The following is a 21,900-nucleotide window of genomic DNA, read 5'->3' as shown; positions in this document are numbered from 1 at the left end:
TATGACGCAAAAAATCGGGACTTTTACAGACCGGATCAATAACCGGCTGGTGCGCTATTTGCCGGGACCGGCGGTGCGGATCGAGACGTCCGAACCGATCGTGTCCTTCACATTCGATGATGTGCCGGCAAGCGCCTGGACGGCGGGTGCGCGCATTCTGGAAAACGAGGGCGTTTGCGGCACGTTTTACATCGCCGGCGTGTTTATCGACCAAGACGATGAACAGCAGCAGATGATTTCCGCGAAAGGCTGCGGGGAACTGGCGGCGGCCGGCCATGAGCTTGCCTGCCACACCTTTTCCCATCGCAAACTCTCGAGCTTTTCCAGACGGGGGCTGGAGGAGGATCTCGATCGCAATGACCGCGTGCTCGGCTCATTCGATGCAAGCCGCCACGGGCGCAATTTCTCCGTTCCCTTCGGCATGGCCTCACCGGTCATGCAGCCGCTGCTGCGACGCCGGTTCAGGACGGCGCGCGGCATCATGCCAGGGATTAACCGGGGCAGTGTCGACCCGCATAATCTTGCCGCGGTCGAGTTGCGTTCGGATCAAAACTACCTCGACGCCGCCGATGGCTGGCTGGAGGATGTTCTGCAAAAAGGCGGCTGGCTCATCATCTTCACTCATGATGTTTCGCAGACGCCGAGCTTTTACGGTTGTCCGGAAGGCAGATTTCAGGGTCTCGTCCGCAGGGCGGTGTCGGGTGGCGCGAAGATCATGACGGTCGATGCCGCCGCAAGGACACTCGGTCTTTAAAGGAATATTCTCAGCGCGTGCCCGGTCGATACCGCGAAAAAACGCAGTTGCGGGTTATTGGCTGGCCCAGATGATGCGGGCGATCCATTCCACATCGGCCATGTCGAAGCTGCGGTTCGGATGTTCCGGGTTGAGCGAAAGAAGCTCGATGTTTTTGGGGCTTTGCCGCGCCAGCACCTTGGCCATCACTTCGCCGTCGCGGCTTTTCAGCACCACGCGGTCGCCGCGCCGCACCTGTGCGCCGGGTTCCACGATGAGGATGTCGCCGTCGCGGTAGAGCGGCATCATGCTCTCGCCCTGCACCTCCAGCGCATAGACACCCTGCCTGCGCTCGGGAGAGGAGGGGAATTCCACCACATCCCAGCCCTGACCCGCCGGAAAGCCGCCATCGTCGAAAAAGCCGCCGGAGCCCGCCTGCGCGAAACCGAGCAGGGGAATGGCGTTGTCGGCGCCGGAAGGCTGCATGGTCTGCGCCCTGCCGAAAGCATAACCGAAAAACTGGTCGACGCTTGCCCCCGTCGCCTCCAGCACCTTGGAGACGGATTCCGTCGAAGGCCAGCGTTTGCGGCCATCCGGCCCGAAACGCTTCGATTTATTGAACGAGGTGGGATCGAGGCCGGCGCGCTTCGCCAATGCCGAAGGCGTTAGCTGGTGGCGTTCGGCAAGCGTATCGATGGCGCTCCAGATCGTCTCGTGTGACAGCATGATAGAAAGCCCGCAAGTGGAGCCGATAGCGGAAAAGCTCCTGTCGTTTACTGACCGGAATCTAGACCATATCCGGTCAGGAGTAAAGCAAGGAAAGGAATAAAATCCTTTTCTACGCCACCATGGCCGATGTATTTATCTTGGCGAGCTGGATCACCGCCTGGGTGCGGCTGTCGACCTTGAGCTTCAGCAGGATCGCGGAGACATGCGCCTTGATGGTGGCTTCGGAAACATTGAGCTCATAGGCGATCTGCTTGTTCAGCAGCCCTTCGGCCAGCATGCCCAGAACCCGGCTTTGCTGCGGCGTCAGCGTTCTGAGCCTGCCGATGAGATCGGCCACGTCAGGATCCTGTTCCTTGTCGCCCTGATGGCCCGCCGGTATCCAGACATCGCCTTCCAGAACCGCACGGATGCCGTCCCTGATATCGTCGATACCCGAGGATTTGGAAATGAAACCGGAAGCACCGAGTTCGATGGAGCGGCGCACGGTGGTCGCATCGTCCGTTGCCGAAACGATGACGATCGGCAGGCTGGAGAATTCCGCCCGGAGCGCCATCAGGCCCGAAAATCCGCTGACACCCGGCATGGCGAGGTCGAGAAGCATGAGATCGGCGTCGTTGCGCGCTGCGGCTGCACTGCGGGCGGCCTCGAAATCCCCTGCTTCAATAATGCTCTGTTGCCCGTCGAGGCCGGATACGGCCTGTTTCAGGGCGCCGCGAAAAAGCGGGTGGTCATCTGCTATGATAATGACAAGTTCCGACATTCTGGCCCCCTCCCAAGGGCGTTATGCGGTTCTTTTTCTGGTACTGGCTCACTCCCATTTGCCGGTGGTCGAAACACGTCCGGCTCCTCCGCGAAAGGTTGCGCCAATCGGTCCCGCATTACAAGGAAAAGCTTGTGGACAGGCGGTCTTTCAGGCTCTCCGCAATAAAAATGCCGTGGAAACTGTGGACAATCTTCGAGCTTTGCGGCAAATCCCGCTGAGTGGAAAGCCTTGGAGAGCCCTATGCAGGAAACGCCCGCGATCATCTATAAAATCGTGCCGGAGACGTTATGGAGCGCGGCAAAGGCGAAGGGCGTCTTCGAAGGTGCGGCCATCGACCTGACCGACGGCTTCATTCATTTTTCAACGGCAAAACAGGCGGCAGAGACCGCCGCACGGCATTTTTCCGGTCAGGTCGATCTGCTTCTGATCGCGGTCGACGGCGCGGCGCTCGGCGACAAGCTGGTTTATGAACCCTCCAGAGGCGGCGATCTTTTCCCGCATCTTTATGCGCCTCTTCCCTTGACCGCCGTGCTTTGGGAAACGCCGCTTTCGCTCGGTCACGACGGCCAGCACCAGTTTCCGGAGATTTTGTGATGAGCGGATTATTTTCCTCGATCGGCCGCAAGGGTCTGTTTCTGGTCGATCCGGAAAAGGCGCATGGCCTGTCCATTGCGGCGCTGAAAAGCGGCTTCCTGCCCACCTGCATGGTGCCGCACGATCCGCTTCTGCAGCAGACCGTGGCTGGCCTCGTTTTCCCCAATCCGCTCGGCATGGCGGCGGGTTACGACAAGAATGCGGAAGTGCCGGGGCCGCTTCTGCGGCTCGGTTTCGGCTTTACCGAAATCGGCACCGTCACGCCCAAGGCGCAATCCGGCAATCCCAGGCCGCGTATCTTCCGTCTGGTCGAAGACGAAGGTGTCATCAATCGCCTCGGCTTCAACAATGAAGGCCATGCCGCTGCGCTGGAACGTCTGAAGCAGGCAAAGCTGCGCGGCATCGTCGGTGTCAATATCGGCGCCAACAAGGATAGCGAAGACCGCATCGCCGACTATGTACAGGGCATCGAGGCGTTTTATTCGGTCGCATCCTATTTCACCGTCAATATTTCCTCGCCCAACACGCCCGGCCTGCGCGATCTTCAGGCGCGCGAAAGCCTTGCCGCGCTTCTCGCCGCCGTGCTGGAGCGCCGGAAAGTGGAAGCCGAACGCTTCGGCAAACGCATCCCGATCTTCCTCAAGATCGCGCCCGATCTGACCGAAGAGGGGCTGGACGACGTTGCCGAAGAGGCGCTCGCCCATGATCTCGATGGCCTGATCGTTTCGAACACCACGCTTTCCCGCGAAGGCCTGAGGCCGGGCCCGCACAAGGGCGAGGCAGGCGGTCTCTCTGGCAAGCCGCTCTTCGAGCTTTCCACCACGGCTCTCGCCAAGATGCGCCGCCGCGTCGGCGGCAACCTGCCGATCATCGGCGTCGGCGGTGTGTCATCCGCAGAGACCGCTTTGGAAAAGGTGAGGGCAGGGGCCGATCTCGTGCAGCTCTATTCCTGCATGGTCTATGAAGGCCCCGGCCTGCCCTCGGCCATCGTCAAGGGCCTGTCGAAGCTGGTCGCCCGCGAGGGCGTACAGTCCATTCGCGACCTGCGCGACAGCGCGGTGGACCGCTGGGCGGATCGCAAGCTCGGCTGAGCGTAGACCTTGGGCGGTCGGCAGCGCGTCCTCAGGGGCTCTCCTTCCTCATCCCTGTGCTTGTCACAGGGATCCAGCCAGCCCAAGTCCTTGGGCTGAGAAGAGTCCTCTCGCCGCGCAGACGCGCGTCGGCTGGATTCCTGTGACAAGCACAGGAATGAGGGAAGATGGTGGTTCCCGCCGCTTTACCTCAGGCGCAGAGCACCATCGCCCAATAGGGCCGGTTGCGGCTGGCCGCGTCATAGGCGACCGCGACGCCGAGGCCGTTATAGGGCCCGAGCATGTTTTCGAGGTGATGTTGTGAGCCGATCCAGGCCTTCACCACCCGCTCGACGCTGTCCTGCCCGGCGGCCACGTTTTCCGCTGCCGGAAGCGGCACATTGCCGTCTTTCATGCGGATCAGGAAACTGTCGGTCAGGCCGATCAGATGCGCCATCTTCTGCGCCTTGACCATGCGGCCGGCCTGATAGGCGGCAGCACCGCTTGCCGCGCCATTGATGGCAAGCGGCGAAAGCCCCTTGGAGCGGCGCAGATCGTTGACCATGGGAAGCGCCGCCGCCGTCTCGTCGCGGGTGCCGGAGGGCATGCCCTTGTTGGTGGGCATGGAAACGCAGGCGGAAAGAACGGAGCCGGCGGAAAGCAGCACGAAGCCGCGCCGTGAAAGCGTTTGAAACGTGGAGTGGGTCATGTCAGCGGCGGTAGCTCAGGAGGCGCAGGATGATGAAAACCGGAATGACGATCGTTGCCCCGAGGATCAGATAGTCGCCGATTGCGCCCAGCGCATGGAAGCCGCTGCGCCAGAGATCGACCACGAAATCGCGCGCGCCGTAGATGATGTTCCATGGCGTCAATCCGAAGATCGCCATCAGAAAGCCGACGAGCAATGAAACCACCAGCAGCTTCACCACGGTACGGGCCACCGTGTCACCCAGCATTTTGTTGACCTCACCGGCCATCAGCACGTCTCCTGTTTTGTCCTGACATATGAAGCACGACGCTTCGATGCAAGTTTCGGCGCACTATATCGCGTCAAATTCGCCAATTCCACGAGGCCGCCATGAAATAGGACTTGAGTTTTTTTATGGCTTGATAAATGACAGCCGACATCTTCTCAGGAATCTTGAATGGCCCCAAACCAGTTTTCTTCCGGTGACGTCATTGCCGACCGCCGGGCGGACTATGCCCGCATGCTGGCGGAGAGCGGTGACTTTCCCGCTGCCGCCGAACTCATGGAACAGGCTTTGGAGCTTGCGCCGCGGTGGACAGCGGGCTGGTTTCGCTTCGGGGAATATCACGAAAAAGCGGGCGAAACGGAAAAAGCCGTGGCGGCCTACGGGAAAGTCGCCGAGCTGGACACCGAAGGACTGTTTGCAGCCGAGCTGAAACTCGCGGTTCTCGGCGCCGCCGAAACGCCTGAGCAACCGCCGAGCCGCTATGTGGAAGGGCTCTTCGACGATTATGCCGACCGTTTCGAAACCTCGCTTGTGGAAAAGCTGGATTACAGCGTGCCGCAAAAGCTGGCGGAACTGATCGGCAAGGCGGCGGGAAGCGGCGTGTTCGACACCATTGTCGATATTGGCTGCGGCACCGGTCTCCTTGGCGTTGAAATCCGCACCTTCGCAAACCGGCTGGAAGGTTTCGATATTTCCCAGAACATGCTGGCCAAGGCGGAGGAAAAGGGGCTTTACGATCATCTAGACCAGGCCGATCTTTCGCTGGAGCCGGAGGCCTCGGGGCTCTTCACCCCCGCGCTCGCGCAGCACCGCGCCGGCCTTGTGGCCGCCGCCGATGTGATGATGTATCTCGGCAGTCTCGAAACCGTCATGCCGCTCGTTTCCGCCCTGCTTGCGCCTTCAGGCTTTTTTGCCTTTTCGGTGGAGGATGCGGGGGAGGAAGACGGTTTCGTGCTGCGGGAATCCCTTCGTTACGCCCATTCGAAGAGCTACGTGAGCGAGCTTCTTGAGCGGACGGGCTTTTCCCTCATCGAAATTCGCAAAACCACCATTCGCAAGGATGCCGGAAAACCCCTTTCCGGCATTCTTTTTCTTGCCCGTGCCAAAGCCTGAACATTCCGTTTCTTGCCATTTTTGCGATAGGTCAGGCTTCCTTACGTATCCATCTTGCTCAGATGTTTTTTGCAGTGCAAAATATGCCTGAAGCTGAGGAAAAAAGCGTGAGCAGAACGAGAAGCGTTTACGGCATGTGGAGTTCCGATCCGGCCAAACATGCGCCGGTGGAAGACGTGCAGGGCATCGTCACCGGTGCCATCGTGTCGGCGCTCGGCTTTTATCTTCTGAACAAGGTCGGCCTTCTGACCGGCGGCACCGCCGGCGTCGCCTTCCTGCTTCATTATGCCTTCGGTATCAGCTTCGGCCTCCTGTTCTTCCTCGTCAATCTGCCGTTTTATTACCTGTCCTTCCGACGCCTCGGTCTTGCCTTCTCCTTCAAGACCTTCATCGCCATCGGCCTCGTTTCGGTGCTGACGGAAGTGGAAGCGCGCTGGATGGTGATCGACAGCATCAACCCGCTCTGGGCGGCGCTGCTTGGCGGCCTGTTGCTGGGTTACGGCTTGCTGGCGCTTTATCGTCACCGCGCCAGCCTCGGCGGTATCGGCATTCTCGCCATCTATATTCAGGATCGCTTCGGCATCCGCGCTGGTCTCATCCAGCTGGCCTTCGATGCCTTCGTGATGCTCTGCGCCTTCCTCGTCATCGATCCGGCCACGGTTGTCTATTCGATTGTCGGCGCTTTCGTGCTCAACATGTTTCTCGCCATCAATCACCGCTCGGACAGATACATCGTTGTGCGTTGAGCGAAGCACGCTTGAAATCCATCGCGCTTTTGCGCAATAGCTCGACAAAGGCCGGAAAATCAGGGGAACAGGCATGGTCGATACGACTGCACGCAAGCGCTTGAATATCTGGGCTTCCGCGCCCGATCGTCATTCGCTGCTGGAGGATGCCCAGGGCGTTCTGGCTGGCAGCATGCTCGTCTCGCTCGGTGTGACGCTGCTTTCCGCCGCGGGCTTGCTCACCGGTGGCACCGTCGGCCTTGCCTTTCTGGCGCATTATTCCACCGGCTTCAGCTTCGGCGCGGTGTTCTTCCTCGTCAATCTGCCGTTTTATTATCTCGCCTTCCGTCGCCTCGGCCTTGCCTTCACGGTCAAGACCTTCTGCGCCATCGCCATGACGGCGCTGCTGTCGGAATATATGCCTGGGTTTTTTGCCTTTCAGAGCATCAACCCGGTTGCCGCTGCACTTTTCGGCGGGCTGACGGTTGCGGCCGGCATGCTGGCGCTATTTCGCCACCGCACCAGCCTCGGCGGTTTCGGCATATTGGCGCTTTATCTGCAGGATCGTTTCGGCTGGCGCGCGGGCCTCGTGCAGCTCGCCTTCGACGGCATGGTGCTGGCCTGCTCGTTCTTCGTGGCCACACCTTTCGTCATCATCTGCTCCATCCTCGGCGCGCTGGTCATGAACCTCACGCTCGCCATCAATCACAGAAACGACCGCTACATCGCCATGTAGCGGCCGCCCATTTTGGGTTTAAGAGGTCACGCCGCCTTCGCAGCCGCATCCACCGGATGCTGCGACCGGAAGCCGACGGCGATGCGGTTCCAGGTGTTGATCGCGCCGATGGCGACGGTGATCTTCACGATCTCCTCATCGGAAAAATGCGCCTTCAGCGTCTCGAAGGCGTCATCCGGGGCGCCGGTTTCGGCAATCTTCGTCACCGCGTCCACCCAGCCGAGCAGCGCCCTTTCCTGCTGGGTATAAACGGGGGATTCCCGCCACACGCTCATCAGGTTGATCCATTGTTCGGAAAGCCCGTCATGGCGGCTCTCCTTCACATGCATGTCCACACAGAAGGCGCAGCCGTTGATGATCGAGGCACGCAGCTTGATGAGGTGAACGAAGCGGCGCTCCAGCCCGCTGCCCTGGACATAATTCTCCAGAGCCATGACGGCCTTGAAGGCTTCGGGCGATGCTTTGGCATAATTAATACGGGTTTTCATGGGTCTCTCCATTGGTTGGGCTGTTTGAAGTCATGCGTCATCGGTCCGGAAAGCTGTCGGGCTGACCGGCATCGGGTTGGTTAAGATGTGGCTGTATCAGCGCGTTGCTGTTTTGCGCTCGTTCAGCTCCAGAAAGGCGCAGCCGCGCGCGGCAATCCCGCCATCGTCATTGGCGGCGAGATCGTCCAGAATGTCGGCGATGGTGGTTTTGGCGAGTTCGGCCCGATAGGCCTTCTCCGCTTTCAGCATCGCGGCATTGATGCCGCAGGGCTTGGTGAAATAACGCCCCGGCAAGGGGTTCGGCCCGCGCTGGCGGATTTCGGCGCAGCGGAAGGCAGGCTGTGGGCCTTCGACGGCCAGCACGATATCGAGCAGGGTGATCCTGTCGGTCGCCCGGGCCAGACGGTAACCTCCCTTCGGCCCCGGCACGGTGGCGACTATTCCGGCATTGGACAGCGACTGGAGATGCTTCAGCAGATAGCTGGTGGAAACGCCGTGAAATTCCGCCAGCGCCGCTGCCGACAGCACGCCGCCTTCGGAAAGCCCCGCCAGCATGCCTACGCTGTGAATGGCCTGTTCCACGCCGTCGCCGAGTTTCATCCGACTTGTCCCTGTGCGGTTCGTTTCAATATCGTGGATAAAATTTATCCGCGATTATGCTTTCTGTCAAGCGGCCCCGTTCCTCCCTTCTTTTTTGCAGGTTTTTCACTACCTTGAAGACGTGAAACACACCGAGTCTCCCATTTCCGGCACGCATGTCGGCGCTTTGCCCCTTCCATTCCAGAAATGGTTTGCCGAAAAAGGGTGGTCTCCGCGCGCGCATCAATTGGAGCTGATGGCGCGCACACGCGGCGGCGAGAACATGCTGCTGATCGCGCCGACAGGCGCTGGCAAGACGCTGGGCGGCTTCATGGCCTCGCTCACCGCTCTGGCGGAGCGCGGCAAGGTGCCGCCGGGCTCTGGCTTCGTCGGCGTGCACACGCTCTATATCTCGCCGCTCAAGGCGTTGGCGGTGGATATCGAACGCAACCTCACCAGACCCGTCTCTGAAATGGGCCTGCCGATCTCCATCGAGACCCGCACCGGCGATACGCCGCAGGGCAAACGCCAGCGCCAGAAGGTGAAGCCGCCGGATATTCTGCTGACGACGCCGGAACAGGTCTCGCTGTTGCTCGCCAACAAGGAGGCCGAGCGCTTTTTCCGTGACCTGAAATATGTGGTGCTCGACGAGCTGCATTCGCTCGTCACCTCCAAACGCGGCCATCTGCTGGCACTGGCGCTCGCCCGGGTGCGCCGGCACGCTCCGAACGTGCGCTTCATCGGCCTCTCGGCCACAGTGGCGGAGCCGATGGATTTGTGCCGTTATCTCGCGCCGCAGGGGCAGGACGAGCCGCCCGCCGGCCTCATCACCGTCGAAGGCGGGGCAAAGCCGGACATCTCCATCCTGAGCACGGAAGAGCGCATCCCATGGTCCGGCCATTCGGCACGTTACGCCATGAAGGATTTGTACGCCGCGCTGAAGGACCATCAGACGACGCTGATCTTCGTCAACACGCGCTCGCAGGCGGAGCTGATCTTCCAGGAACTCTGGACCATCAATGACGACAATCTGCCGATTGCGCTGCATCACGGCTCGCTGGATGCCGGCCAGCGCCGCAGGGTGGAAGCGGCCATGGCGGAAAACAAATTGCGCGCCGTCGTCGCCACCTCCACGCTCGATCTCGGCATAGACTGGGGCGATGTCGACCTCGTCGTGCATGTCGGCGCGCCGAAGGGCGCAAGCCGTCTTGCCCAGCGCATCGGCCGCGCCAATCACCGTATGGACGAGCCGTCAAAGGCGATCCTCGTTCCCGCCAACCGTTTCGAGGTGATGGAGTGCCGCGCCGCACTGGATGCGAACTACATCGGCGCGCAGGATACGCCGCCGATTGCCGAGGGCGCGCTCGATGTTCTCGCCCAGCACATACTCGGCATGGCCTGCGCCGAGCCCTTCGATGCGGATGATCTCTATCGCGAAGTAACCAGCGCCTCGCCCTATGCCGATCTGCCGCGCGCCACCTTCGACCGGGTGGTGGATTTCACCGCCACCGGCGGTTACGCGCTGCGCACCTATGAGCGTTACGCCCGCATCCGCCAGATGAAGGACGGCCGCTGGCGCGTCTCCAATCCGGCGGTCGCGCAGCAATATCGCCTGAACCTCGGTACCATCGTCGAGGCGGCGGAACTGAATGTCCGTATGGTCAAGCGTAATGCCAAGGGCACGGTCGGGCGCGGCGGCATGTCGCTCGGCAAGGTCGAGGAATATTTCCTCGAACAGCTGGTGCAGGGCGATACCTTCCTCTTCGCCGGCAAGGTGCTGCGCTTCGAGGGTATCAGGGAGAATGAATGCCTGGTCTCACAGGCCTTCTCCATGGACCCGAAGATACCCTCCTATGCCGGCGGCAAGTTTCCGCTCTCCACCTATCTCGCCGATCAGGTGCGCTCCATGTTGGCAGACCCGGCGCGCTGGCATGCCCTGCCGGATCAGGTGCGCGACTGGCTGGCGATCCAGAAGGAAAAGTCGATCATTCCCAAGCGCGACGAGCTGCTGGTGGAGACCTTCCCCTTCCGCAAGCGCTTCTTCATGGTCATGTATCCCTTCGAGGGACGCTTGGCACACCAGACGCTCGGCATGCTTTTGACGCGACGGCTGGAACGCGCGGGCGCCAAGCCGATGGGTTTCGTCGCCACTGATTATTCGCTCGCCATCTGGGCTATGGAGGACATCGGCAGGCGGCTGAAATCCCGCCGCCTGTCGCTTGCCGACCTGCTGGACGAGGACATGCTGGGCGACGATCTGGAGGCGTGGCTGGACGAATCCTTCATGCTGAAGCGTACCTTCCGCAATTGCGCCGTCATTTCCGGGCTGATCGAGCGCCGCCATCCCGGCAAGGAAAAGACCGGCAGACAGGTCACGGTCTCCGCCGATCTTATTTATGACGTTCTTCGCAGCCATGAGCCGGACCATATCCTGCTCGAAGCGACGCGGCGCGATGCGGCGGCGGGGCTTTTGGACATTGGCCGTCTTGGCGATATGCTGAAGCGAATCAAGGGCCACACGACCCACCGCGCGCTAGAGCATGTCTCGCCGCTTGCCGTTCCGGTCATGCTGGAAATCGGCCGCGAGACGGTGGCGGGCGAGGCGATGGACGATGTGCTGGCCGAGGCCGCCGACGAATTGATCGCGGAAGCGATGTCCTAGGAGCCGGCGGACAGATGCAAACGACTTTCGGGCCATCCGATATGCGGACCCGGTGAAGGAACAACGAGAAGTGCTGAGCCGTCTCACATTGAGCGACAGGTTTTCAAACGGTTTCGAATGCCTCGGCAGCGAAACCGCCGTTAACGGTGTCGCGGCCTGGTGCGATCCGCTCGGCGGGCTTTACCTACCTGACCTGTCGCTGCTCGTGGTGTCCGACCTGCATCTGGAAAAAGGGGCGGCCTTCGCCCGGCGCGGGCGCATGCTGCCACCTTATGACACCATCGCCACCCTCAAAATCCTGTCCTCCCTCGTCAGCCGCTACGACCCGAAGATCGTCGTCAGCCTCGGCGACAATTTCCACGACCGCGTGGGGTCCGAGCATCTGCCGCCCATGCTGCGTGAAATCATCCGCGAGATGGCTCACGGCCGGGAATGGATATGGATCAACGGCAATCACGATCCTGATGGTACGGTCGATCTGCCGGGATCTTCGGTGGATGAGATGTTTTATGGCAATCTCGTTTTCCGCCATGAGCCGAAACCGGGTGATGCCGCCGGCGAAATCGCCGGCCACCTGCATCCTTCCGCCACGGTTCGCCGTCGCGAAAAGACGGTTCGGCGGCCCTGTTTCGCCACCGATGGTTCACGGCTTCTGATGCCGGCTTTCGGGGTCATGAGCGGCGGGCTGGATCTGCGGCACAAGGCCATGCGCGGTCTCTTCGATCACGCCGCCCTCGTCGCGCATCTGATGGGGCGGGAGCGCATCTATTCGGTGCGGTTTGCCAATCTGCTCGGCTGAGCATGGTGTTGCAGCCGCCTATTGCCGGTAGACCAGCACCGGTATCTTCGAATTCTTCAGCACCTTGGCCGTAATGCTGCCGAGCAGCATCTCGATGAAACTCCTGCGCCGGTGCGACGCCATGGCGATGAGGTCGCAGCCGGTTCTGTCGGCTATCTCGATGATAGCCTCATCCGGCCGCCCCGCTCGCGCCAGTAGGGCTTCGCAATCGAGCCCCATGGATTCGGCGTGCGCCTGCGTGTCTCTCAGAAGATGCTCCGCCTCCTCGCAACGGTGAAATTCCTCTTCAGCAATGGCGGCAATGTCCTCGACATCGCTGGCAATCACGTGAAAGGGTTCCGATACCGTCACGACGGTCACCTTTGCGCCTGCCTCCCTGGCGAGAGCGAACCCTTGGTCGATTGCGATCTGCGCCAGCGGCGAGCCATCGGTGGGAATGAGAATGTGCTTGAACATGACATTTCTCCTTTTCATCCCGGTCACAACCGCACTTACCGCCATGATCTGCGTGCGTGGTTGTAACGCCTTGAATTTTACCGCAAACCGTTGAAGGAAGCGAATGCTATCTTAGGAGGAAAGGGCGGCAGACAGTCTCTTTTCCCGGAGGAAAAAGGCTCAGTCCTTGCGGAAGATGATGCTCGCACCCCAGCCGGTCACGACGGCGAGCAGAACGCAAAGAGCGCCATAGGCAAGCGGCGTCTGATGGGCGGCGTCGGTGATCGCCTGTTCCATGCCCGTCTTGACGACGCGCAGTTTCAGTTCGCGCTGGGCGATGAATTTGCCGCTCTTGAAGAGATAGGCGCGGGCGGTGTGCACGCCGTTCGGCACGTTGGCGGGCAGGCGAAGCGTCGCCCAGAACAGGCCGGTGCGTTCCAGCCTCACGCCGGTCGTGTCGTTGCGATAAATGCCGCTTGAAAGCTTGAGCCGACGGTAGGCTTCCTGAAAATCGAAGACATTGTCAGGCACGCCGGAAAAGACTGCGCTTTTGAGCGACAGATGATCGACACCCAGCCCCATGGCCCGCAAGGTACCGGGCGATGCAATGGCGCTGATGTCGCGGGTGCTGGCCATGGAATAGGATTCCGGCAGCGGCGTGAAGGTAATGGCGCTAGTATTGATCCAGATGCCGGCCACACGTTCTTTCTTGCGCACGGTCATGTAGTCGCTCGGTCCTTCGAGCGTCACGACAATATCATATTGCCCGATGGCAAGCAGCAGCTGGTCGGTATTGTTTAGCGCGCCGAAGAGCGTGAAATCCGCCCCACGAAAATCGGAAGCGATGGGGATTTCCGTTGTCGATGCGCCGATTTCGATGTTTTCCAGCAGTGACCGCTGCTGCGGACCGGGCGGCAGGGCAAGCGGAGGTGTCTGCGCCGAGGCAATGCCGCCAAAGGCAAGGCATGAGAGAAGAAAAAACGCGGCGTGTAAAATAGGGCGGGTCAATAACCTAACCCCCCGACGGCAACCGAAAACAGGTCTTCCGGGCGCACCACCAGCGATACGGCAAGGCGAAGCGCAACAGCGAGAACGAGAAGCGCCAGCAGGGCGCGCAGCTGTTCGCCGCGCAGTTTCTGGCCGACGCGCACGCCATATTGCGCGCCGATGACGCCCGCCACCATCAGGATGAAGGCCAGCACCACATCGACGGAATAGTTGGTCGCCGCCTGAACCACGGTCGTATAGGCGGTTACGAAAATGATCTGGAAAAGCGAGGTGCCGACAACCACGCTGGTGGGGATGCGTAAGAGATAGATCATCGCCGGTACCATGATGAAGCCGCCGCCCACACCCATGATCGAGGTGAGGATGCCGATGCCGAAACCCAGCGTGACGATGGGAATGATGCTGAGATAGATCTTCGATTTCTTGAACCGCATTTTCAGCGGCAGGCGGTGCACCCAGTTGTGGTGGCCCGGCCGGCGCAGCGTCACGGTTTCGTTGCGAGCGGCGCGGCGAAGCGCCGAAATGCTTTCCTTCAGCATCAGCCCGCCGACGGTGCCGAGCAGGATGACATAGAGCAGCGAGACGATAAGATCGAGCTGGCCGATGCTGCGCAGGAAGGAGAATATCCACACGCCGACCGTCGCCCCCACCAGACCGCCCACAAGCAGCACGCTGCCGAGCTTGACGTCGAGCGTACCGCGTCGGAAATGCGTGATCGAGCCTGACACGGAAGAGGCGACAACCTGGTTTGCACCCGTCGCCACGGCCACCACAGGCGGAATATTGTAGAAAATCAGAAGCGGGGTAATCAGAAAACCGCCGCCCACGCCGAACATGCCGGAAAGAAAACCGACGGCCGCGCCCATGCCGAGAATGATGAAAATATTCACCGACAGTTCTGCGATCGGCAGATAGACAGTCACGGCTCGGACCTCGGGCAAATGGTTCCGGGCGGCAGGGCTTGTCCGGGTGAGGAGGCCGCGCCGCGATTTACACTTTCTGTCTGAAAAGACCGGGCATGCCCGGCCTTCATCCGTCATGCCCGCGAGGGCCTGACCTGTCAACATTCAACGGTAAATACGTTGATAATTTGGAAAGATAGCGGCCGTGTGTCGGCAGCCGGCCACATTCCTGCGCCGGACTGAGCGAAAGCGGCCAAGGGGCCGCTTCGTCGGTTCTCGAATGTTTATTTGTTGCGGGCGAGAAGCGCGGTCACCAGCTCGTTGGTAATGCGACCGTCCGGCGTCTGGCCCACGGACTTCTGGAAGTCCTTGATGGCCGTCACGGTGTTCTTGCCGAGCTTGCCGTCAGGCTGGCCGGCATCGAAGCCGTTCTTGTTCAGGATCGCCTGAATGTTGCGGATCGCCTTTTCCATGTCCACGGAGGCGGTTTTCACGCCTTCCTTGCCGGCCCATTCCTCGGGCGGGTTGACGCTGTTGGCATCTTCCGAAAGCGGCTTGACCTTCCAGGCGTCCACCTTGGCCTTGGCGCTCTGAAGCTGCTGCGGGTTCAAGGCCCCTGCCACTTCGTCGCGCTTCTGGGCGGCGTCGGCGTCACCATCCCTGGCGGCGATGGCGAACCACTTGTAGGATTCCTCGATGTCCTGCTTCACGCCGCTGCCGCGCGCATAGAGAATGGCGAGGTTGAACTGGCTGTCACGAACGCCGAGGTCGGAAGCCTTGACGAACCATTGCGCGGCGGCGGCGAAATCCGGCTGACCGGCCGCATCGGAAGCGAGCAGGACGGCGAGATTGTGCATGGCGCCCGCATTGCCCTGTTCCGCGGCCAGCGTGTAATAGCGCTTGGCTTCGGGAAGGTTGCGTTCGACGCCGTTCGCCTTCTCGTAGAGATTGGCGAGACGATATTGCGCGGGTGCAAGGCCGCGATCAGCGGCGAGCTTGTACCATTTTGCCGCCTCAGTGCGGTCGGCGGCAACGCCGCGGCCATCGGTGTAGCGCGCTGCGATCTCGAACAGCGCCTGTGTGTCGCCCCTGGCGGCAGCTTCGGCAAGCGATGCCGGCTCGATGCCGGCGGGAACGGTGATGGCGTCCTGGGCGGGAGCAGCCGTGGCTGTGACCTGCGCCGGAGCCGACGGTTCGTTCTGCGCAACGGTGCCGGAATTTGCCGCATCCACGGCAGGAACGTCGGCAACCGGCGGCTCGTCAGGCAGCGGTGCGCCGCCGACGGTGCGAGGATCGATGGTGTTTTCCGCCGGTGCGGTGTTTTCGATGCTGTCGGCGGATGCGGCCTGTTCCGGATCGATAGCGAGATCGGACGGAATGGTCACGGCCTTGTCGCCCGCTTCGGGAAGCGCGGAGACCGGGCCATTGTCCTGCTTCTGCTCGATGACCGGAGCCGGGGCTTCCGCGCCGCCGATCAGCGTCTTGACGAGCGGCATGGCCATCATCGCCAGAAGAATGGCGCCGATGCCGAGCAGCAGCGGGCGGCGATAGCGCGAGAGCCCCGATGCCTCGGCCTTGCGGCCCTTCTTGCCGGTGTCGAGCTTCTCCGGCGATGTTTCCATGGCGGCGGCCTGCGCCGCACGACGGGCGGCGGCAATGAAATCCGTCCGTCCTTCGGCGTCTGCGGCCTTGCCGCTGGCGGCCACCTGGCTGGCGCGCACGCGCTCGAGGATTTTCTTGATATCGGGCGCACCCGAACCCGGCTCCAGAAGTTCGTTCTCCTGACCCGCCGGCAGAACGTCGATCGGATCGAGCGACGGGGCGGGCTCGACCTGCGTGCGGGCGGAGGAGGAGGCCGATACGGGTTCTTCTGCGGCTTTGACGGTCTTTGCAGTACCCGTCTTGAAACGCTTCGTCAGGCCGGCAAGCAGGCTCTTTTTTTCCGCCTTCGCGGGCTTCGCCGCAGCGGGAGGCACGATGGCATCCCCATCTTTCCCGTCGGCGTCGAGAATGGCCTGTTCTTCGGCGATATAACCCTCTTCCGGGAAGATGGCGGCCGGCATGGGCACATCTTCGTGTGCGGGGGCCGCCACAGGCTTCGCGACGTTGCGGGGCGCGGCCTCTTCGCGGTAGGCGGGAGCATTGTCGAGGTTATCAAGCCGGCCGGCGATCTGCACCAGCGTCTCATGCAGCGCTTCGAATGTGCGGTGCGTGCGCTCTTCGGTGTTGCGGCTCAAGGCTTCGAGATTGCGCAGATCGGTCGCAAGATCGGTCAGCATGGTCATGTCGGCAAGGTTTGCGCCGGCCGAGAGATTGTTGCGGGTATAGGCGTCGAGAACGGCCTCGGCCGCCTGCCGGGCTGCCTCGATGATATATTCGTCGTTGGATGCCATATAGTCTTCGATGGCCGCCATGCGGGCATCGAGTTCAGGCGGCATGCCCGCGGCCTGCATCTGCACCGGCTGGCTGATCAGCGTCGAGAGATGGGCGATCTGGTTTTCGAGGCTTGCCAGTGCGTGGCTGTCGGCGGGCGCGGCATGGGCGGTCTCGTCGAGACGGGCGGCAATATTGCCAAGCCGCTCTTCCAGACGCGAGAAGGCGCTTTCGCTGAGGCCCGATGCCGGCTGCGGCTGGCTGTAGCGATAATCGAGGTCCTCGATGCGGCGCGAGAGCGTATCGAGCCGCTCTGCCAGACCGTCATTGACGGCGCCGTGATCCAGCGCGTCGATCTTGCGGGAAATGTCGCTGAGGAAAGACGTCAGCTCCGCCTGTTGCGAGGGGCGCTGCGACCGTTCCAGAAGCAGGGAAAGCTGGTCCAGCCGCTCATGCAACTGCGCGGCGTCGCGGGCGGTGCTGAGTTCGTCGATCTTGCCGGCCAGCGCTTCAAGGCGGGCGGTCAGGTCCAGCGCCGGTTCAGGTTTTGCGGCGGCAAGGCGGTTGATGTCGCCAAGCTGTTCGGCAAGGCCGTTCAGCCGGGTTTCCAGACGCTGCGCCAGCGCATTGTCCGTTGCCTGGGCATTGGCGCGCGTGCCGGTTGCGGCAATGGCGCGGCTGATTTCGTCCAGCCGCTGGTCGAGACCGGAAAACTGTTCGGTAAAGGCCGCTTCGTTCGGCTGCATGTGCTTGCCGAGCTGCTCCACGGCGCTGGCAATCGCGATCAGCTTGTCTTCGAGCACGCGCACGGCCGGATTGTTGCTCATGCCGCCGAGCTGGGTCTTGATGTCATCGAGACGATAAGCGAGCGAAACGATCTCATCCTGCAACGCGCCGGCGTCGAAACCGCGCAGCGTGTCTTCCACATTGTTCCAGCGGCTTTCGATCCGGTGCACGCTGTCTTCGCGTGCAAGCTGGTCGATCGTCAGGCGCAGGTCCTCGAATTCGTTGCGCAGCCCGTAGGCATCCGGAGACGCCAGATTGCCAAGCTGGTCGATGCTGCCGGCCAGCCGTGCGATATCGTCGCGCAGATCGCCGATGAACTGCTGGTCTTCCGCCACCGCGCGAATATTGCGGATTTCGGTGCGCAGTCCCTGCGCTTCGCGGGCAACGCCCTCGGCAATGTCGTGCTTCAGCTCATGCCGCAGATTGACGAGCGCCTGGGCGATTTCCTGCAGGGCCGCGTCATTGCGCTGCGGTTCCTGATAGGGCGGGATGGAACGCGCGCGCGGTGCGGGAGCGGCGGCGGCCTGCTGTGCGTCCCTCGGCCGGTATTCCGGTGCAAGCGGTCTGGTAATCGTCCGTTCCGGGCGGGCGACGGGTTCCTGCGGGCGCTGGAAGCTCGCCTCGAGGAGGCGCTGGCGCTGGCGAATTTCATTGACGGGATCGAGCTGCGGCGGGGTAACACTGGTGCGCGGTTCGCGCGACGCGGCATAAGCCTCGCTTTTCGCTTCGGGCTGAGCGCTCGCGGCCCGGGGGTCGCGCGGGAACTTCTGGCTCATCAGCCCTTCGATACGGGCTTCAAGGCCTTCAATGGTGCGATTGAGCGCATCAAGAGACGATCTGTCGCTTGGCTGTTGGGTTTTCGATCGCAATCCGTTCATCTTTTCGCTCGCTTCGCTTCCGCCCGCCGTGCCCGGTTATCTGTCGCGACGTTGCCTGCCTGGGCACGCCGTCGCCGCAACATGCAGCAATCCTAGAGCCGGTATTCGCCCCCGTTGAGGAAAATGCGCCGGAGTACGAAGCAGTTACCTCTGTCGGGAGAATTCACGAAACGTGGTAAAGAAGTGGTTAACTATGGTCGGAATTTTTTAACTTTTGCGGCAGGCGGCAGCCCTGCGCCGGGCAGGACGTCCATTTCGCGAAAAAGGAGAAGGGATATTCCGCTGAAATTTATTTGACGTTTACGCGCACGTCAAATATTGTCATCCCATATCGGCCGGATTATCGCCGGCGCCCACGATGCGGAGGAACATCGGTAATGCCTGTTTACAAGGCCCCAGTTAAAGACACGCTTTTTATCCTGAACGACGTTCTCGGCCTGGAGCGGTATAACAACCTGCCCGGCTTCGAGGATGCAACCCCTGACATGATCGAAGCCATTACCGGTGAAGCCGCAAAGCTTGCCGAAGAGCGGCTTTTCCCGCTCAACCTTTCCGGCGACCAACAGGGTTGCAAGCGCGCCGATGACGGTTCGGTTTCCGTGCCGGATGGTTTCAAGGATGCCTATGACGCCTATTGCGAGGGCGGCTGGATCGGTCTTGCCGTTCCGCCGGAATTCGGCGGGCAGGGGTTGCCCTATACGCTGCACGCCGCCATCGGCGAATATATGTCGTCGGCCAACCTGTCGCTGATGATGTATCCCGGCCTGACGCAGGGTGCGATTGCCGCCATTCTGGTGCATGGCACGCAGGAGCAGAAGGACACCTACCTGCCGAAGATGGTGGAAGGCACATGGTCCGGCACCATGAACCTCACCGAACCCCATTGCGGCACCGATCTCGGCATGCTGCGCACCAAGGCTGTGCCGCAGGCTGATGGCAGCTACAAAATTTCCGGCCAGAAGATCTTCATCTCCGCCGGCGAACATTCCATGACGAACAATATCGTCCATCTGGTGATCGCCCGCATCGAAGGCGCGCCGGAAGGCACCAAGGGCATTTCGCTCTTCATCGTACCGAAATTCCTCGTGAAGGAAGACGGCACGCCGGGCGAGCGCAACGGCGTCACCTGCGGTGCCATCGAACACAAGATGGGCATTCACGGCAACGCCACCTGCGTCATGAACTACGATGACGCGACCGGTTATCTTCTGGGCGCTGAGAACAAGGGCCTTTCGGCCATGTTCGTGATGATGAACGAAGCCCGCCTGGGCGTCGGCCTTCAGGGTCTTTCGGTCGGTGAGATCGCCTATCAGAACGCGGTTGAATATGCCCGTGAGCGCATTCAGGGCCGCTCGCTTTCCGGTGCGAAATTCCCCGACAGGAAGGCCGACCCGATCATCGTGCATCCCGATATCCGCCGCACGCTGATGACCATCAAGGCCTATAACGAGGCCGGCCGCGCCTTCCTTCTGTGGACCGCGCTGCAATCCGACATCGCCCACCGCGCTGCCGATGAAAAGCAGCGCCAGGCGGCGGACGACCTGCTTGGCCTTGTCACGCCGATCCTCAAGGGTGTCCTGACCGACAAGGGCTTCGACCATGCGGTGATGGCGCAGCAGGTCTTCGGCGGTCACGGCTACATCGAGGAACATGGCATGAGCCAATATGTCCGCGATGCGCGTATCACCATGATCTATGAGGGCGCCAACGGCATTCAGGCGCTCGATCTGGTTGGCCGCAAGCTCGGCATGAATGGCGGCCGCGCCGTCATGGCGCTGTTCAAGGAAATCGGCGATTTCTGCGAGGAAAACCGTGCCGATGAAAAACTCAGCCTTTACACCAAGGGCTTGAAGAAGGGCTTGAATGACCTGCAGGCCGCAACCATGTGGTTCATGCAGAACGCCATGGCGAAACCCGACAATGCCGGTGCCGGCTCGACGGACTATATGCATCTCTTCGGCATCGTGGTGCTGGGTTATATGCAGGCGCGCATGGCGAAAGCCGCCAGCGAAGCGCTTGCAGCAGGCAGCGCTTCGGACGAGGATTACCTCAAGACCAAGCTTGTCACGGCGAAGTTTTACATGGAGCGCATCATGCCGGAAACGGCGCTGCGCAAGGCCCGCATCGAAACCGGCGCGGACACCATGATGGAACTGGCTGCGGAAGCATTCTGAGAAATCTGGCGTTTACGAGCGCCACAGGGAGAGAGTTATGACTGACGTATTTATCTACGACCATGTCCGCACCCCGCGCGGACGCGGCAAGAAGGATGGCAGCCTGCATGAGGTGCCCTCCGTTCGCCTTGCCGCCAAGACGCTGGAAGCCATCCGCGACCGCAACGGGCTGGACACTTCTGCCGTCGATGACATCATCATGGGCTGTGTCGATCCCGTCATGGATGCCGGTGCGGTGATCCCGAAGGCCGCCGCTTTCGAGGCCGGTTATTCGAACAGGGCGCCAGGCATGCAAATCTCACGCTTCTGCGCCTCGGGTCTCGATGCCATCAATTTCGCGGCCGGCAAGGTCAAAGCGGGATCTGACGACATCGTCATCGCCGGCGGCGTCGAAAGCATGTCGCGCGTCGGCATGGGCATGTCGGGCGGCGCCTGGTACATGGACCCTTCGGTCAACTTCCCGGCCTTCTTCATGCCGCAGGGCGTGTCGGCCGATCTCATCGCCACAAAGTATGGTTTCTCTCGTGACGATGTCGACGCCTATGCCGTCGAAAGCCAGAAGCGCGCGGCGCATGCCTGGGAAAAAGGCTATTTCAACAAGTCGGTTATTCCGGTGAAGGACTCAAACGGCCTGACGATCCTCGACCGTGACGAGCACATGCGCCCCGGCACGGACATGCAGGCGCTCGCCTCGCTCAACCCGTCCTTCCAGATGCCGGGTGAAATGGGCGGCTTCGAAGCCGTCGGCATCATGGCGCATCCGGAAGTGGAGCGGATCAATTACGTCCATCACGCCGGCAATTCGTCCGGCATCGTTGATGGCGCTGCGGCGGTGCTGGTTGGCTCGAAGGCGGGCGGCGAGGCGATGGGCATTAAGCCCCGCGCCCGCATCAAGGCTTTCGCCAATATCGGCTCCGATCCGGCGCTGATGCTGACCGGCCCGGTGGATGTGACCGAAAAGCTCCTGAAAAAGACCGGAATGTCGCTTGCCGATATCGACCTTTTCGAACTCAACGAGGCCTTCGCCGCCGTCGTGCTGCGTTACATGCAGGCCTTCGACATCGATCATGATCGGATGAACGTCAATGGCGGCGCCATCGCCATGGGCCATCCGCTCGGTGCAACCGGCGCGATGATCCTCGGCACGGTGCTGGATGAGCTGGAGCGGCGCGATCTGAACACCGCGCTCGTCACGCTCTGCATCGGCGCTGGCATGGGCACGGCGACGGTTATCGAGCGGGTTTGAGAGGCTTCGGCTGATACCGCAACGGTTCCTCCGTCATCCTCGGGCTTGACCCGAGGATCTATCCCCGGTGCTTGGATCCTCGGGTCAAGCCCGAGGATGACGGAGAAAGCGAAGCGGCCATTAAGATTCAGGG

20 protein-coding genes are annotated in these 21,900 nt (G+C 61.4%); 10 read left to right on the top strand and 10 right to left on the bottom strand.

Annotated features, from left to right (window positions below):
• Position 1: 1 nt before the first annotated feature.
• Entirely contained in the window at positions 2-754 is a 753-nt protein-coding gene (locus I3J13_RS03895; protein WP_196378054.1) for a polysaccharide deacetylase family protein, read from the top strand.
• A gap of 54 nt (positions 755-808) precedes the next feature.
• Here I3J13_RS03895 and I3J13_RS03890 read toward each other — a convergent pair whose 3' ends face one another.
• Both I3J13_RS03890 and I3J13_RS03885 read right to left on the bottom strand, forming a co-directional pair.
• Complete coding sequence (locus I3J13_RS03890) at positions 809-1,459, bottom strand: S24 family peptidase (RefSeq protein WP_003519935.1); 651 nt, start codon at positions 1,457-1,459, stop codon at positions 809-811.
• 112 nt (positions 1,460-1,571) lie between these two features.
• Positions 1,572-2,222: a response regulator gene (locus tag I3J13_RS03885; RefSeq protein ID WP_035265127.1), complete on the bottom strand. Its 651-nt coding sequence runs from the start codon at positions 2,220-2,222 to the stop codon at positions 1,572-1,574.
• Positions 2,223-2,465: 243 nt separating this feature from the next.
• Between I3J13_RS03885 and I3J13_RS03880 the strand changes: the two genes are divergently transcribed.
• Together I3J13_RS03880 and I3J13_RS03875 are read left to right on the top strand one after the other, a co-directional pair.
• On the top strand, positions 2,466-2,819 hold the full coding sequence (locus I3J13_RS03880; RefSeq protein WP_059759483.1) for a DUF952 domain-containing protein: 354 nt from the start codon (positions 2,466-2,468) through the stop codon (positions 2,817-2,819).
• Complete coding sequence (locus I3J13_RS03875) at positions 2,819-3,910, top strand: quinone-dependent dihydroorotate dehydrogenase (RefSeq protein ID WP_196378053.1); 1,092 nt, start codon at positions 2,819-2,821, stop codon at positions 3,908-3,910. The genes I3J13_RS03880 and I3J13_RS03875 overlap by 1 nt, the downstream gene beginning before the upstream one ends.
• 190 nt (positions 3,911-4,100) lie before the next feature.
• Here the strand turns inward: I3J13_RS03875 and I3J13_RS03870 are convergent, their stop codons facing one another.
• A complete protein-coding gene (locus I3J13_RS03870) occupies positions 4,101-4,598 on the bottom strand; it encodes a CAP domain-containing protein (RefSeq protein ID WP_003519931.1) in 498 nt (165 codons plus the stop codon).
• Position 4,599: 1 nt separating this feature from the next.
• A complete protein-coding gene (locus I3J13_RS03865; RefSeq protein ID WP_003493739.1) occupies positions 4,600-4,866 on the bottom strand; it encodes a DUF6460 domain-containing protein in 267 nt (88 codons plus the stop codon).
• Between the two features lie 168 nt (positions 4,867-5,034).
• Here I3J13_RS03865 and I3J13_RS03860 point away from each other — a divergent pair, with 168 nt between their 5' ends.
• The 3 genes from I3J13_RS03860 to I3J13_RS03850 all read left to right on the top strand — a co-directional run bounded on the left by I3J13_RS03860 (position 5,035) and on the right by I3J13_RS03850 (position 7,437).
• A complete protein-coding gene (locus I3J13_RS03860; protein ID WP_196378052.1) occupies positions 5,035-5,976 on the top strand; it encodes a class I SAM-dependent methyltransferase in 942 nt (313 codons plus the stop codon).
• Between the two features lie 134 nt (positions 5,977-6,110).
• On the top strand, positions 6,111-6,722 hold the full coding sequence (locus I3J13_RS03855) for a YitT family protein (RefSeq protein WP_035236585.1): 612 nt from the start codon (positions 6,111-6,113) through the stop codon (positions 6,720-6,722).
• 73 nt (positions 6,723-6,795) lie between these two features.
• Positions 6,796-7,437: a YitT family protein gene (locus tag I3J13_RS03850; RefSeq protein ID WP_142778644.1), complete on the top strand. Its 642-nt coding sequence runs from the start codon at positions 6,796-6,798 to the stop codon at positions 7,435-7,437.
• 26 nt (positions 7,438-7,463) lie between these two features.
• On the opposite strand, the gene I3J13_RS03845 is transcribed toward I3J13_RS03850, so the two are convergent.
• Positions 7,464-7,925, bottom strand: coding sequence for a carboxymuconolactone decarboxylase family protein (locus tag I3J13_RS03845; RefSeq protein WP_006698962.1), 462 nt, complete (start codon positions 7,923-7,925; stop codon positions 7,464-7,466).
• 96 nt (positions 7,926-8,021) lie between these two features.
• Positions 8,022-8,525 carry an RrF2 family transcriptional regulator gene (locus I3J13_RS03840; protein ID WP_142778645.1) on the bottom strand — a complete coding sequence of 168 codons (504 nt, stop codon included), beginning with the start codon at positions 8,523-8,525 and terminating at the stop codon, positions 8,022-8,024.
• A gap of 121 nt (positions 8,526-8,646) precedes the next feature.
• Between I3J13_RS03840 and I3J13_RS03835 the strand changes: the two genes are divergently transcribed.
• Positions 8,647-11,166, top strand: a complete 2,520-nt coding sequence (locus tag I3J13_RS03835) for a ligase-associated DNA damage response DEXH box helicase (protein ID WP_196378051.1) — start codon at positions 8,647-8,649, stop codon at positions 11,164-11,166.
• A gap of 70 nt (positions 11,167-11,236) precedes the next feature.
• Entirely contained in the window at positions 11,237-11,965 is a 729-nt protein-coding gene (pdeM, locus tag I3J13_RS03830; RefSeq protein WP_035227575.1) for a ligase-associated DNA damage response endonuclease PdeM, read from the top strand.
• Positions 11,966-11,983: 18 nt separating this feature from the next.
• Here the strand turns inward: pdeM and I3J13_RS03825 are convergent, their stop codons facing one another.
• From I3J13_RS03825 to podJ, 4 genes are all read right to left on the bottom strand, one after another.
• A complete protein-coding gene (locus I3J13_RS03825) occupies positions 11,984-12,421 on the bottom strand; it encodes a universal stress protein (protein ID WP_196378050.1) in 438 nt (145 codons plus the stop codon).
• Between the two features lie 159 nt (positions 12,422-12,580).
• Complete coding sequence (locus I3J13_RS03820) at positions 12,581-13,408, bottom strand: TIGR02186 family protein (RefSeq protein ID WP_196378049.1); 828 nt, start codon at positions 13,406-13,408, stop codon at positions 12,581-12,583.
• Complete coding sequence (locus I3J13_RS03815; protein WP_003522786.1) at positions 13,405-14,331, bottom strand: sulfite exporter TauE/SafE family protein; 927 nt, start codon at positions 14,329-14,331, stop codon at positions 13,405-13,407. The genes I3J13_RS03820 and I3J13_RS03815 overlap by 4 nt, the downstream gene beginning before the upstream one ends.
• Before the next feature lie 263 nt (positions 14,332-14,594).
• The gene (podJ, locus tag I3J13_RS03810) at positions 14,595-18,347 is read right to left on the bottom strand and encodes a cell division protein PodJ (protein WP_196378048.1); all 3,753 of its coding nucleotides are present in this window, start codon (positions 18,345-18,347) and stop codon (positions 14,595-14,597) included.
• A 377-nt stretch (positions 18,348-18,724) separates the two neighbouring features.
• Between podJ and I3J13_RS03805 the strand changes: the two genes are divergently transcribed.
• Both I3J13_RS03805 and I3J13_RS03800 read left to right on the top strand, forming a co-directional pair.
• On the top strand, positions 18,725-20,521 hold the full coding sequence (locus I3J13_RS03805) for an acyl-CoA dehydrogenase C-terminal domain-containing protein (RefSeq protein ID WP_059760512.1): 1,797 nt from the start codon (positions 18,725-18,727) through the stop codon (positions 20,519-20,521).
• Between the two features lie 37 nt (positions 20,522-20,558).
• Positions 20,559-21,767 carry an acetyl-CoA C-acetyltransferase gene (locus I3J13_RS03800; RefSeq protein WP_174056039.1) on the top strand — a complete coding sequence of 403 codons (1,209 nt, stop codon included), beginning with the start codon at positions 20,559-20,561 and terminating at the stop codon, positions 21,765-21,767.
• Positions 21,768-21,900: the final 133 nt, after the last annotated feature.

This window comes from Agrobacterium leguminum (genome assembly GCF_015704895.1).
GTDB classification, from domain to species: Bacteria; Pseudomonadota; Alphaproteobacteria; order Rhizobiales; family Rhizobiaceae; genus Agrobacterium; species Agrobacterium leguminum.
The sequence above is the reverse complement of the archived record's forward strand: the minus strand, read 5'-3'. Positions and strand labels throughout refer to the sequence as shown.

Coding starts and splice junctions, on each gene's coding strand:
- I3J13_RS03845 (WP_006698962.1), bottom strand. CDS start 7,925: ATGAAAACCCGTATTAATTATGCCAAAGCATCGCCCGAAGCCTTCAAG.
- I3J13_RS03890 (WP_003519935.1), bottom strand. CDS start 1,459: ATGCTGTCACACGAGACGATCTGGAGCGCCATCGATACGCTTGCCGAA.
- I3J13_RS03840 (WP_142778645.1), bottom strand. CDS start 8,525: ATGAAACTCGGCGACGGCGTGGAACAGGCCATTCACAGCGTAGGCATG.
- I3J13_RS03800 (WP_174056039.1), top strand. CDS start 20,559: ATGACTGACGTATTTATCTACGACCATGTCCGCACCCCGCGCGGACGC.
- I3J13_RS03875 (WP_196378053.1), top strand. CDS start 2,819: ATGAGCGGATTATTTTCCTCGATCGGCCGCAAGGGTCTGTTTCTGGTC.
- podJ (WP_196378048.1), bottom strand. CDS start 18,347: ATGAACGGATTGCGATCGAAAACCCAACAGCCAAGCGACAGATCGTCT.
- I3J13_RS03865 (WP_003493739.1), bottom strand. CDS start 4,866: ATGGCCGGTGAGGTCAACAAAATGCTGGGTGACACGGTGGCCCGTACC.
- I3J13_RS03860 (WP_196378052.1), top strand. CDS start 5,035: ATGGCCCCAAACCAGTTTTCTTCCGGTGACGTCATTGCCGACCGCCGG.
- I3J13_RS03805 (WP_059760512.1), top strand. CDS start 18,725: ATGCCTGTTTACAAGGCCCCAGTTAAAGACACGCTTTTTATCCTGAAC.
- I3J13_RS03850 (WP_142778644.1), top strand. CDS start 6,796: ATGGTCGATACGACTGCACGCAAGCGCTTGAATATCTGGGCTTCCGCG.
- I3J13_RS03880 (WP_059759483.1), top strand. CDS start 2,466: ATGCAGGAAACGCCCGCGATCATCTATAAAATCGTGCCGGAGACGTTA.
- I3J13_RS03825 (WP_196378050.1), bottom strand. CDS start 12,421: ATGTTCAAGCACATTCTCATTCCCACCGATGGCTCGCCGCTGGCGCAG.
- I3J13_RS03870 (WP_003519931.1), bottom strand. CDS start 4,598: ATGACCCACTCCACGTTTCAAACGCTTTCACGGCGCGGCTTCGTGCTG.
- I3J13_RS03895 (WP_196378054.1), top strand. CDS start 2: ATGACGCAAAAAATCGGGACTTTTACAGACCGGATCAATAACCGGCTG.
- I3J13_RS03885 (WP_035265127.1), bottom strand. CDS start 2,222: ATGTCGGAACTTGTCATTATCATAGCAGATGACCACCCGCTTTTTCGC.
- I3J13_RS03855 (WP_035236585.1), top strand. CDS start 6,111: ATGTGGAGTTCCGATCCGGCCAAACATGCGCCGGTGGAAGACGTGCAG.